Genomic DNA, 12,888 nt, shown 5'->3' on the forward strand with positions numbered 1-12,888 from the left:
ACACCTGTTCCCATGCCGAACACAGCAGTTAAGCTCTCCAGCGCCGATGGTAGTTGGGGCTTTGCCCCTGCAAGAGTAGGACGCCGCCAGGCAAACAATAAAAGCCCAGGATATGATAATTCATAACCTGGGCTTTTTATTGCTTGGAGATAAGCCAAGTTTTCTGATTAAGGAAGTACAATAAAACTTAAACTTTATTAAAACATTAAAAAGGTAAAAGAAGAGTGACCATCATTTTGTCATCAATTTGATGGTTATTTTTATTGGTATAATAGTATTTTTGGTTCAGTGCTAGCCTGCATTTTGACCTACAGTTTCGTGTGAAATTGACTAGCTGTTTATAACGTAGTCTGAATATTTCTGTTAAACTAAATATAAAGATTACTAACGGTATTTAGCCAGACAGAGCAAGTTAGTTTAGGGAGTTCAACAAGCAATTTTTCAAGAAAAAATATACGATAAAGGGGAGAACTATTGTGAAAAGTTATGCTGGATTTGGTAAAAGATTATTAGCAAGGTTTTTAGATGTTACCATTTTTTCAATTTTAATTGGTGGTTTATTTTATGTTTTTACAGGTGATTACAGTATTGCCTGGAATAAAGGATTGATTTGGGATTTATTTTACACATTATACTTAATTGTAATCCCTGTGTTATGGGCCGGATATATTATGGGTAAACGAATTTGTGATATCAAATTAAAACGAACAGATGGTGGCAATGTTAAACTTTCCAATACCTTTTTAAGAGAGCTTGTAGGTTTTCACCTTATTGGTATTGTCACTCTTGGAACATCCTTAGTAGTAAGTATTTTTATGGTAATATTACGAGAAGACAGAAGAGCAATTCACGATATGATAGGTGGAACTTATGTAAGTGAAAATTAAAGTTTCATAACGGGATTAGTTTTGGAAGAATAATTGTTAGTTGCATTAGAAATCATATTATAATTTAGCATATATTTCGCCCCTATTATTGAAAAATCTATTTTTCTAACGGAATGAGGATCCGCCTCACCCTTATGAGAGCATCTTTTCTGCTATTTAGCGGAATGAGGATTCATGTCGACTGATTGCAAATCCGGATTCCGAGTCGCAATACTTCATTTCCATATTGTATAATCCTGCCAGTCTAAGTTACAAACATACCATAACCCCAAAACCCTTAAAAACAGAAACAACTCATTTTTAGCGTTACAAATGAGATTTGAAATATCATAGCAATTAGGATTCGTTTTGGCGCAAACTCCTAACAAATATTCGTGTAAATCCTATACATGAATTAGTAGATGAGAGAGACAATATAGGTATAAACTTATTAGGAGCGTAATGATGTTTAAAACTAAAATCGTAATTACTGTAATTGTATGTATTTTACTTCTTCCCCAAGTAACCTCTGCAAGTGTCATTCATGTTGTAAAAAAAGGGGAAAGCTTATGGGGAATTTCAAATATATATGGAACGTCAGTAGAGGAGATAGTAAACTCCAATGGTCTGCCATATAAAGATGTAATTAACCCTGGATTACCGTTATTAATTTCAGGTAATCAATATATTGTTCAATCAGGTGAAAGTATTTGGGAAATTGCACAGCGTCATTCAACTACAATAGAAAAGATAATGTCCGCAAATAATCTAGAGAAAAATAATCTATACCCTAACCAAAAATTAACTATCCCTTCTACACCAAAAAAGGAAATATTTACTGGTGCGTTTATGGTACCTGCAGGAGAAAAAGCTAGTAAATCATTATTAAAGCACTATAAAAAACTTATATCAACAGTCGGTTTTTTTGAATACCATCCCGATTCACAAGGGAATCTCAGTAAAATGCCAGGTGAGGTCACTGTGAAAACAGCATGGAATAATAACTTAATTCCATATGCAACAATAACAAATTTAAGTTCAAACGGATTTGATGATGAATTAGCTCACCAAGTAATAGGCAACAAAGAGACCCGAGGGAAGCTGATTAATAATATTTATTCTGTTCTGCATAAAAACGATTATAAAGGAGTCATTATTGACTTTGAAGGAATTAAAAACAATGATCGTGAGAACTTTAATCAATTTATAAAGGAACTTACAGCTAAACTTCATCCGGTTGGTATGAAAGTAAATGTATCATTACCACCAATGCAAGGGGACCGTTATCCGGATTATTATTCAGGTTACGACTATAAAACACTTGGAAAAACTGTAGATTCTTTGTTTCTTATGACATATGATTGGCATTGGTCTGGAGGTCCTGCTGGTGCTATTGCTCCCCTGGGAAAGGTTAGGGAAACCATCGAATATGCAATTTCTGCAGTCCCGCGTTCCAAAATCATTCTCGGGATTCCTATGTATGCATATGACTGGAATATTGATAACAAAGAGCAAAAGGGGAGTGCATATGCCCAGGAACATGCAATTAAATTAGCTCTTGATCATGGCTCAGTCATTCATTATAATAAGGAAACTCATCAGCCGTGGTTTAGATATAAAGATAAAAATGGCGATCAGCATGAAGTGTGGTTTGAGGATGCGAGGTCAATTTTAGCAAAATACCGCCTTGTGAAAGACTATAATCTATATGGAATGGGTGGCTGGAAAATGGGTCTTTCCTTTCCTCAGGCAGAACAATTGCTTAGGGAGGAATTTAAGCCCAGACAGTAAATGGTTTAACTTAAAAATTATAACTATAAAGTAACAAAGGGACTATAAATTTTGATAGTCCCTTTGTTGTTTCTTTAACTCACTTGAAACGTTTATCTTGTATTCAAACGGGTATTAATCAAACAGAATGTTTTAACAAGATAAGGTGATAAAATGCTCTTAACAATTATTTCATGGATTGCGTTAACAATGGGGTTAATTAGTTCATTTATCATTGTTATTGATGTGATTAGATATCCGCAGATGATGAAAATAATGAATGTGGTTTGGCCGATAAATGGGTGGTTCTTTGGCCCATTTGCGTTATGGACATATTTTAAGTGGGGCAGATTAAAAGCAAAGAAGATTAAGGATGAAGACCGTCGTGGAAGACTTGCAAGGGTATTTGTATCCACTAGCCATTGTTCGGCTGGGTGCACTGTTGGAGACGCAGCAGGTGTACCAATCGTAGCATTAACAGGAATGGCTGTTATTGGGTCGACCTTGTATGCTCATTATGTTGTTGAATTTATATTGGCGTATATCTTTGGGATTGTGTTCCAGTTTTATGCCATATATCCCATGAATAAGGAACAAGGGATAGTTGGATCAATTAAAGCTGCTATTAAGGCTGATACCCTGTCTTTAATAGCATTTGAAATTGGGATGTTCGGGTGGATGGCAATCGTCCATTTTGTACTATTTGCTCAACCGCCAAAACCAAATGAGGCATCCTATTGGTTCATGATGCAAATTGCAATGATTCTAGGATTCCTGACTAGTTATCCTGCTAATTGGATTCTTGTAAGAAAAGGAATTAAAGAAGAAATGTAGGAATAGTTCTGGAAAGGTCAACTATTCCTAACGTGAGCATACTAAAATAGTATATTGGCGGATAGGATAGTTCTTTGTTCACTGGTTTTAACAATTTATTTTACTTCCAATTTGGTTAATCCGAGAAAAAGAACAGCAATGATAAATAGAAGAACAAAGGGATATTTGAAAAAAGAATATACTAGTTGATCAGATTTTCTGCGTATTAGGTCTTCGGCTGTATACAAAACTAGCAATAAGACCATTGTCACGATAAGTGCCATGATTTTAATAATAGTTTCGGGTCTAGCCATAGCCAACATATCCCCAAGCATTGCCCCCATCATGCCCCCCATTAATCCGGATATCATGCCATCGATGACAGCAGGCAACCCCACAGGCATTCCAGCAATGAATCCCACAAATAAACCGATTAAGATAGACAAAATGGTTGAGGCAAATAGATCTCCCTGGTTGTATACCCCTAAAATCGTCCCCATTAATATACCTACCATCATAGCAACGGCCATGGAAAACATCATTCCATACATTTGAGTTACCCATTTTCGATAGTAAGTAATGTACATGATAATTGCCAGTACTTGAATGATACATGTTCCTATAATAAAAAATAATCCAATCGCCATCTCTTCAACTCCAATCGTAAGTTGTCCAATAGTATTATATTCACGGACAACTATCAATATGCAATACCATACGAGGGTATAATGTTGAATTTATGTATATTATAAATTCGTAGAACTCTTTTGTATTCATATTTGCCTTAATAATAAGTTATCAGTTGACAAAAATACATACGGGGGGTATATTAAAATTAAAGATTGAAAGGAAGTGAAGCAAATGGGAGAATACATGCATGATCATCCGGTTACGCCTCGAACAGAAGATGAGAAACAGGCTGTCGCTAACCGGCTGAAACGAATTGAAGGCCAAGTACGAGGAATTCAGAAAATGGTTGAAGAAGATCGTTATTGTATAGATATATTAGTTCAAATAAGTGCAATTAATGCTGCTTTAAAAAAAGTAGGCTTCTCTATAGCTGAGCGTCACACGAAGCATTGTATCAGCGATGCAGTACAATCGGGTAATGGAAATGAAGCAATTGATGAGCTTCTTGAGGTTTTGAAACAGTTTTCCAAATAAAGGGGGATCAATCATATGAGCGATTCAGAAGAACAACAACATTCACAACTTGGCGTGACAGGCATGACTTGTGCAGCCTGTTCCAATAGAATAGAAAAAGTACTAAACAAAATGGATGGTGTGGAAGCAAAGGTTAACTTAACAACCGAAAAGGCGACCGTTGACTATAATCCATCTACAACAACCTATGATGATATAACGGCTAAAATCGAAAAGTTAGGCTATGGTGTTCAAACTGAAAAAGCTGAATTTGATGTTTATGGCATGACTTGTGCAGCTTGTTCTAGCAGAATAGAAAAAGTGCTGAATAAACAAACTGGTGTCAAGCTTGCCAGTGTAAATTTAGCTACTGAAAGTGCTGCTGTTGAATATAATCCAGGGTTGATGGAAGAAGCTGATATCATTGGCAGGATTCAGAAACTTGGCTATGATGCTAAAATAAAAGCAAATCAGGAAGATAAAAAGACACAGAAGGAAAAGCAGTTAAATCAAATGAAGACGAAACTGATTGTCTCTGTTTTACTTTCAGCACCGCTTTTAATAACGATGCTTGTTCACTTAGCTGGAATTAACGTACCAGCTATTCTGCTTAATCCATGGTTCCAATTTGCATTAGCAACACCTGTCCAATTCGTGATTGGCTGGCAATTTTATGTTGGTGCTTATAAAAACCTGCGCAATGGTGGAGCAAATATGGATGTGCTGGTTGCTTTGGGTACAAGTGCCGCGTATTTCTATAGTCTATACGAAGCCTTTAACACAATCGGTAATCCCGGATATATGCCGCATCTTTATTTTGAGACAAGTGCAATATTAATTACATTAATTTTGTTTGGGAAATATCTTGAAACAAATGCGAAAGGTAAAACGACGGTTGCATTATCAAAATTGCTCGACCTGCAAGCGAAACAGGCACGTGTTATCCGTAATGGTGAAGAATTGATGATTGCGGTTGAAGAAGTGGCTGTTGGTGATCACTTGATTATAAAACCAGGTGAAAAATTCCCTGTCGATGGAATCGTTGTAAAAGGTAAGACATCTGTTGATGAATCAATGATTACAGGCGAATCTATTCCAATTGAAAAAGATGAACAGTCAAATGTGATCGGATCAACGATGAATAAAAATGGTACGGTCGAAATGGAAGCAACTAAGGTTGGTAAAGACACAGCCCTTGCGTCGATTGTTAAGGCGGTAGAAGATGCTCAAGGTACAAAAGCGCCTATTCAGCGGCTGGCGGATGTTATTTCAGGCTACTTCGTTCCAATTGTTGTTGGTATCGCTATTTTGACATTTATTATCTGGATTTCTTTTGTAACACCAGGTGCATTTGAACCAGCATTAGTAGCGGCTATTGCAGTGCTTGTTATTGCATGTCCTTGTGCATTAGGTTTGGCCACACCAACGTCCATAATGGTTGGAACTGGTAAATCTGCTGAGTCTGGTATTTTGTTTAAGGGCGGCGAACATTTGGAGCGCACACATCAGTTGGATACTATTATTCTGGATAAAACAGGGACGGTTACAAAAGGTAAACCGGAAGTGACTGATTTTACTGGTGCTGAAGAAACACTCAAACTATTGGCCAGTGCTGAAAAAGGTTCAGAACATCCCTTAGCAGAAGCAATTGTTGCATATGCTACGGAAAAAAGTATCTCATTAACAGAAGCAACTAGTTTCACAGCAGTACCCGGCCTAGGTATCAATGCTGTAATTTCTGGCAATCAGATACTTGTAGGAAGCAGAAAATTATTGACTGAAAATGATGTAGAAATTGCTCAATCTGAAGAAGAAATGATTAAGTATGAGACAGATGGAAAAACGGCTATGCTAATAGCGGTAAATGGTGAATATCGTGGAATAGTCGCGGTAGCAGATACAATTAAGGAAACAGCCGTTGAAGCAATTAGTCAATTGAAAGAGCAAGGCTTGGAAGTAATTATGCTTACAGGTGACAATGAAAGAACTGCGAAGGCAATTGCAAAACAGGTGGGTATTGATCAGGTTATTGCTCAAGTTTTACCTGAGGAAAAAGCGGATAAAGTTAAAGAAGTTCAGTTGCTTGGTAAAAAGGTAGCCATGGTTGGTGATGGAGTTAACGATGCGCCTGCATTGGCAACTGCTGATATTGGCATTGCCATTGGTACTGGTACAGAAGTAGCAATTGAAGCAGCGGACGTAACAATCCTTGGCGGCGAGTTGCTGCTGATACCAAAGGCAATTAAAATCAGTAAAGCTACAATCAAAAATATTCGTCAAAATCTATTCTGGGCATTTGCTTATAATAGCGCTGGTATCCCGATAGCTGCTATTGGATTATTGGCACCGTGGATTGCTGGCGGTGCTATGGCTTTAAGTTCGGTCAGTGTTGTTTCTAACTCACTTCGGTTGAAGCGAGTTAAGATATAATTAAAAAGCATTTAGGAAAGGGGGGAATTAGTATGCAAATCACATTGGATGTTAAAGGTATGACATGTGGCCACTGCAAATCCTCAGTTAAAGGTGCACTTGAAGAACTGAAGGGAGTAACAAGTGTAGAAGTAGATTTAGGTTCTGGGAAAGTCGATGTCACTTATGATGATGCACTTGTTAAAGTAGAAGACATGCACGAAGCAATTGAAGATCAAGGCTATGATGTCGTAGCATAATATAAAATGAAGAGAATGGGACAAAAGTATATTTAGTCAAAGTAAAATCCGAACTTATAATTCAAAATTCTTTAATTGGAATTCGAATTAGTTCGGATTTTTTGCAGTTAAGAATGTATAACTACTTTTTTACTGCATAATTGTAACTAATCATTCACCAAAAGGCTTGGTGAATACCTAGTTTTCTAGTGTTGCAGTAGATATAAACTACGAACTAGTGAAATTTGTAAGTTTCTCTAACCACGCAGCTGGAATATGCTCCCTTTCCGTGGGCAAGTGCCGAGCCTCCTCAGCTCATACCTCGCCTGCGGGGTCTCGCCTAGCTTGTTTTTCCCACAGGAGTCTCGCATATTCCAGCTGCTAGTTTAAATGGTTTAAAAAATTTTTACTCTCTATCCATCACAATGTATATTTTGTTATTTTATCAAGTTATAACGAGCAAATCCCAGCGCAGGAAATACACGTAGACTCCTGGGGGAGGAAAGGCCTAGATGAGACATCTGAGTGCGTCAGCACGAGGAGGGCTCAACAGCCGCCCCCGGAAAGCGAAGTGTATTTCCGTAGCGGTATTACTGCACACAACTCCTAGTTCGCATTTTATATCAACTACGTATTAAAGTCAGCCATTGAAAATAATGAACAATCTAACATCCTATCATTTATTTTATTCGTCTTTCAAGTGGAAAGTTTTTGTTATGTCCCAGCCTCTTTTTTTAGCAGTAAACATTATGGCTTTTATTACAAAGTAACAGGGGTTCTTGTGAAAGTAAAATATACTTTCATAAGAACCCCTTTAATAAATGCAACGTTTTTAATATATTTTTATACGGATGCTTTTACATTATTAAGGTGACCTAGTGCGGCGGAATAAGTTTTCCAGCCACCCTCCAGATTTTTAACTTTATAGCCATTTTCCTGCAATATTCTCGTCGCTATATAACCGCGTAAGCCTACTTGACAGTTAACATGGATTGTTTCATCTTTTGGCAGCGTATCAAGCTGATTCCGTAAATCATCAAGTGGAATATTCTTGGCACCTGTGATAAATCCATTTTCCAACTCGTCTTGATTACGCACATCGATTAATACACCACCATTTGCTACAATTTCATCGATTTCATTCCACTGAACTGTTTCAACAAAACCTTCTACGATATTTCCAGCAACATAGCCAGCCATATTGACCGGGTCTTTTGCCGAAGAATAAGGGGGGGCATATGCTAATTCCAAATCTGGTAAATCAAGAACTGTTAAGCCACCTTTTATGGCTGTGGCAATCACATCGATACGCTTATCGACACCATCTATTCCAACAGCTTGAGCCCCATAAATTTTGCCTGTTTCCTGATCAAAAACAAGTTTTAATGCAATTGGTGTAGCCCCAGGATAGTATCCGGCATGGGAAACAGGATGTACATGAACGACCTGATATGGGATGTCTAAGCGATTTAACGTTTTCTCATTATTACCTGTTGCAGCTACAGTGTAATCGAAAACTTTGGCAATTGAAGTACCGAGGGTACCGTTATATCTTACTTTTTCGCCGTAAATATTATCTGCTACAATTCGACCTTGTCGGTTGGCTGGCCATGCTAATGGAATCATTGTCGGTTGATAGATTGTGTAATCTTTTACTTCGACAGCATTACCAATTGCATATATATTAGGATCATTGGTTTGTAACGACTCGTTTACCTGGATTCCACCACGGTCACCAACGTTTAAGCCTGCATTGACTGCTAGTTCATTTTCCGGACGAACTCCGATTGATAGTAGTATCATGTCAGTTTCAATTTCTCTTCCATTGTTTGTAATCACTTTTTTACCATTATTCTTAAAGGAATTCACACCATCATTTAAGATAAGATTTACCCCTTTTTCTACAAGATGATGATGAATAATTGCAGCCATTTCATAGTCAATTGGTGCCATTACTTGGTTAGACATTTCAACTATAGTCACTTCAATACCACGATCATGTAAGTTTTCGGCAATTTCCAAACCTATAAAACCACCACCGACAACAACAGCTTGTTTAGGTTTTTGCTCATCAATATACGCCTTAATTTTATCTGTATCTGGAATATTACGTAACGTAAATAGGGCTCTTGCTTCGTCAATACCCGGTATAGGTGGTACGATTGGACGCGCACCTGGTGACAAAATCAATTCATCATAAGTTTCTTCATACGTTTCATTCGATTGTAAATTGCTCACCTTTATTGATTTATTTGTGCGGTCAATTTGTGTGACCTCACTAAATGTACGAATATCAAGGTTGTATCTGGAAGACATACTATCGACAGTCTGAACAAGTAGTTTTTCACGATCTTTAATCGTTTGCCAATATAGTAAGGTAATCCACAATTTGCAAAAGAAATATATTCACCTTTTTCAAACATGATAATGTTCGCATTTTCATCTAATCTTCTAAGACGTGCTGCAGCTGTTGAACCGCCTGCAACTCCACCAACTATTACAATTTTTTTATTCATAATGATTTCCTCCTTGTATAATACCTATCGGGGTATTTAATGTCTTAATAATAATACACAAGACATTTATCTGCAGTGATATATGTCACACATTTAAAAATACCTATGCGGGTATTAAAGGAGTTGAAAAATGAAAGAGTTTTACCAGTCATAATAAGTAAAACTCACTCTTTTTGAATGTTTTCCTTCAATAGTTGCATGCGCTGATTAAAAAGGGTTGGATATGATAAATAACCAAGTATGATGCTTGTGATAACAGCAGTAGTCAGAAGGAGGAACAATATGAGTAATTGAAATAATACTGCTTGTACCGGGTCAGCTCCTGCAATTATTTGACCGCTCATCATTCCCGGAAGCTGTACAAGCCCAATTGTTTTTTGGCTTTCAATTGTAGGGATTGTACTCGCTTGAATGGATGTAATTAGTTGAGTGTGAATCGCCTGTTTGGGAGTTCCGCCGAGCGATAATATGAGTTCCGTTTCATCTTGATGTGTTTCGATTTCTGATGTAAAGCGATTAAGAAATAAAATTGACAGCACCATTGAGTTTCCGATCACCATTCCACTGATTGGAATAACGTATTGTGGTGTCGGAGGAGTGATATCCAGTCCAAGTAAAATACTCTGTGTCAAAACTTCAATAAACACAAAGGTTACTATTAACTTCCATGTGATTCCTGGTATAGACGCTCCCTTTTTCCTGGCATTTTGTGTGGCGGCTCCAATCATAAGCAATATCATCAGTAAGATGTAGATGATGTTTTCGGTATTGAATACAAATTGAAGGACGTACCCAACAGCGAGTAATTGGATGATGGATCGAACCACTGCAATGGCAGTATCCTTTTCCAGACCTAGATTTAATGCTTTGGATAAGACGAGCGGAATAATTACAAAAAGAAGTGCAATGGATAAGGTAAGAAAACTCATTCCACTTCACCCCTAACAAAGTCCTTCATTCTTTCATCAGTTGGATCTTTTAAAAAGTCACTTTCGCCAGTTTCTATTACTTCTCCGTCCATCATAGCCCATGTATAGTCTCCTATTGTCATTGCCTGCTGCAGATTGTGTGTTATCCAGAAAATCGTCGTATCATACGTATGATTAATTTTAGTAATAAGTTCTTCAATATCCTGTCTTGATACACTATCCAGCGAGGATGTAATTTCATCAAGTAATAAAATCTTCGGCTTGTTTACAAGTGTTCGGCCAATTGATACTTTTTGACGTTGTCCGCCTGATAAATCTTTGATATTACGCTGTAACGAATCCCTATTCATTCCGACGAGATGCAGTAATTCCTTTGCACGTTCTTCAGATAGTTTTTCTCCTTGTAAATCTAAAGGAAGGGAAAGGTTTTTCATCACGCTTCCACTAATCATTGCAGCGTTTTGCAGAGCAATACCAACGTTCCGACGCAGTTTCACCGGATCATAGCTATTGATAGGCTTGTCATCTATGTAAATATCGCCAGAATCTGGTGATCGCAATCCATTGCATAGTTTGAATAATGTGGTTTTCCCAGACCCAGACGGACCTACTAGTGTAGTTATTTTACCCTTAGGTATCGATCCTGTAATGTTTTTCAAAATATGTATACCGTCAACTGAGTAATTTACTTGCTTAAATAGCAAGGCTTTGTTGTAGTCATTATTCATGTGTAATTCACTTCCTTTGATGAACGATCACTACAATTATTATAACCTAATTGGTGCAGTATACTACAACGATATGACACTATTACCTAACGTCTTTTTTTAGGGGGATGACAGGAACTGGCATATAACTGCTTTAAAATTCTAGTGTTTATCTGAAGTACAGTGATTCTATGTAGTTTTCTATCATAACTATATTTAACTTAGCCTCCGTTTTATCTTTTTCTTCCAAAGCTACCTTTAACTCTTTGATATGTATGCTTAAATTATGATATTCCGTTTTATCACCTAATATCTGGTATCTCCATAAATTACTCTCGTATAATTCCTGGATAAGAGCTGCCTCATGCTTAGCTTTATCCCATTGGGACTGATTCACTAATTTTCTAACTTCGATGGCTTTTTGTGAAATCGGCAAACCTTGTATTTTTTCAGTTGAACATCCGAATAATATTGTGAAGCAAAGGAAAAGTATAGCTAATTTTGGTATTTTCATATCTTGTACTCCTCGTATCTTTTTAATTAACTTAACCATAATAATAAAAGATATGAACAATAGTTCTTATAATATGGAGGATTAACATGTCTGAATATACAATAGTAATTGTTCGAACTATATTTGCCTTCTTCTTTATTTTATTGCTAGCAAGAATACTTGGAAGTAAACAAATTGCTCAACTGACATTCTTTGATTACATAACAGGAATTTCTATTGGTAATATGGCTGCAGCTTTAGCTATTGATGTAAATATGCAACCAATGGATGCGATAATAGGCTTGCTCTTATTTTCGCTTTTAACTACCATCGTCGTTTTTGGGGCCTTAAAATCACTAAAATTTAGAAAACTTGTTGAAGGAAGACCAACAATATTAATGAGAAATGGAAATGTGCTAGAGAAGAATTTATTAAAAGAGAAGATAACATTTGATGACTTAATGCAGGGTTTGCGCGAGAAGAGTGTTTTTAAATTAGCAGACGTTGAAACGGCGACCCTGGAGACAAGTGGCGTTATAACTGTGATGAAAAAAGCAGAATTTAATCCCTTAACACCAAAAGATATGGGTATACCAGTCGAAGCGGAGCATACTCCATCAGTGATTATTGTCGATGGAATATTGTTAGATAAGCGGCTTAATTATCTTGGTTATTCAAAAGAGTGGCTTCTTGGTGAAGTTCTGAAACAAGGTGCCAAAAATTTTAAAGATGTGTTCTTAGCACAAATTGATTCAAAAGGTAATGTTTATGTTGATTTATATAATGAAGAAGAAAAGGTGACACAAGTTAAACAGAAGCCTCTTCTATCTGCACAACTGAGAAAAATGCAGGCTGATTTGGAGGGATTTGCGATTCAGACTAATGACCAGAATGCTAAACAAATGTATTACAATCAATCAATAGAACTCCAGGATCTTATCAATAAAATCAATCCATATCTTAAAGAGTAAATCATATAATAAGTGGTATTTTATCTATAAAA

11 protein-coding genes, 1 rRNA gene and 1 pseudogene are annotated in these 12,888 nt (G+C 36.8%); 8 read left to right on the forward strand and 5 right to left on the reverse strand.

Annotated elements, in window-relative coordinates; all coding sequences use genetic code 11:
* The 4 genes from rrf to J2Z82_RS07540 form a co-directional block, all read left to right on the forward strand.
* Positions 1-92, forward strand: a 5S ribosomal RNA gene (gene rrf / locus J2Z82_RS07525); the annotation flags it as partial.
* Positions 93-476: 384 nt separating this feature from the next.
* Positions 477-887: an RDD family protein gene (locus tag J2Z82_RS07530; RefSeq protein ID WP_342453609.1), complete on the forward strand. Its 411-nt coding sequence runs from the start codon at positions 477-479 to the stop codon at positions 885-887.
* A gap of 444 nt (positions 888-1,331) precedes the next feature.
* Positions 1,332-2,657 carry a glycoside hydrolase family 18 protein gene (locus tag J2Z82_RS07535; RefSeq protein ID WP_245251229.1) on the forward strand — a complete coding sequence of 442 codons (1,326 nt, stop codon included), beginning with the start codon at positions 1,332-1,334 and terminating at the stop codon, positions 2,655-2,657.
* A gap of 153 nt (positions 2,658-2,810) precedes the next feature.
* Positions 2,811-3,470: a DUF4396 domain-containing protein gene (locus J2Z82_RS07540; protein WP_209480177.1), complete on the forward strand. Its 660-nt coding sequence runs from the start codon at positions 2,811-2,813 to the stop codon at positions 3,468-3,470.
* A 95-nt stretch (positions 3,471-3,565) separates the two neighbouring features.
* Here the strand turns inward: J2Z82_RS07540 and J2Z82_RS07545 are convergent, their stop codons facing one another.
* Positions 3,566-4,153, reverse strand: coding sequence for a hypothetical protein (locus J2Z82_RS07545; protein ID WP_209480178.1), 588 nt, complete (start codon positions 4,151-4,153; stop codon positions 3,566-3,568).
* Between the two features lie 157 nt (positions 4,154-4,310).
* Here J2Z82_RS07545 and J2Z82_RS07550 point away from each other — a divergent pair, with 157 nt between their 5' ends.
* From J2Z82_RS07550 to copZ, 3 genes are read left to right on the forward strand one after another with little or no spacing between them, the layout of a single operon-like run.
* On the forward strand, positions 4,311-4,613 hold the full coding sequence (locus tag J2Z82_RS07550; RefSeq protein WP_209480179.1) for a metal-sensing transcriptional repressor: 303 nt from the start codon (positions 4,311-4,313) through the stop codon (positions 4,611-4,613).
* A gap of 15 nt (positions 4,614-4,628) precedes the next feature.
* Positions 4,629-7,022 (forward strand): heavy metal translocating P-type ATPase, encoded by a 2,394-nt coding sequence (locus J2Z82_RS07555; protein WP_209480180.1) that lies wholly within the window; start codon positions 4,629-4,631, stop codon positions 7,020-7,022.
* 32 nt (positions 7,023-7,054) lie between these two features.
* The gene (gene copZ / locus J2Z82_RS07560) at positions 7,055-7,261 is read left to right on the forward strand and encodes a copper chaperone CopZ (protein WP_209480181.1); all 207 of its coding nucleotides are present in this window, start codon (positions 7,055-7,057) and stop codon (positions 7,259-7,261) included.
* A gap of 822 nt (positions 7,262-8,083) precedes the next feature.
* Here the strand turns inward: copZ and J2Z82_RS07565 are convergent.
* The 4 genes and pseudogenes from J2Z82_RS07565 to J2Z82_RS07580 form a co-directional block, all read right to left on the reverse strand.
* Positions 8,084-9,756: pseudogene (locus J2Z82_RS07565) on the reverse strand (CoA-disulfide reductase).
* 164 nt (positions 9,757-9,920) lie between these two features.
* Positions 9,921-10,685: an ABC transporter permease gene (locus J2Z82_RS07570; protein ID WP_209480182.1), complete on the reverse strand. Its 765-nt coding sequence runs from the start codon at positions 10,683-10,685 to the stop codon at positions 9,921-9,923.
* Entirely contained in the window at positions 10,682-11,413 is a 732-nt protein-coding gene (locus tag J2Z82_RS07575; RefSeq protein ID WP_209480183.1) for an ABC transporter ATP-binding protein, read from the reverse strand. Before J2Z82_RS07575 ends, J2Z82_RS07570 begins: the two co-directional genes overlap by 4 nt.
* 148 nt (positions 11,414-11,561) lie before the next feature.
* Entirely contained in the window at positions 11,562-11,906 is a 345-nt protein-coding gene (locus tag J2Z82_RS07580; RefSeq protein ID WP_209480184.1) for a DUF4363 family protein, read from the reverse strand.
* A gap of 86 nt (positions 11,907-11,992) precedes the next feature.
* Here J2Z82_RS07580 and J2Z82_RS07585 point away from each other — a divergent pair, with 86 nt between their 5' ends.
* Positions 11,993-12,856, forward strand: coding sequence for a DUF421 domain-containing protein (locus tag J2Z82_RS07585; RefSeq protein ID WP_209480185.1), 864 nt, complete (start codon positions 11,993-11,995; stop codon positions 12,854-12,856).
* Positions 12,857-12,888: the final 32 nt, after the last annotated feature.

This window comes from Virgibacillus litoralis, from assembly GCF_017873675.1.
Lineage (GTDB): Bacteria > Bacillota > Bacilli > Bacillales > Amphibacillaceae > Lentibacillus > Lentibacillus litoralis.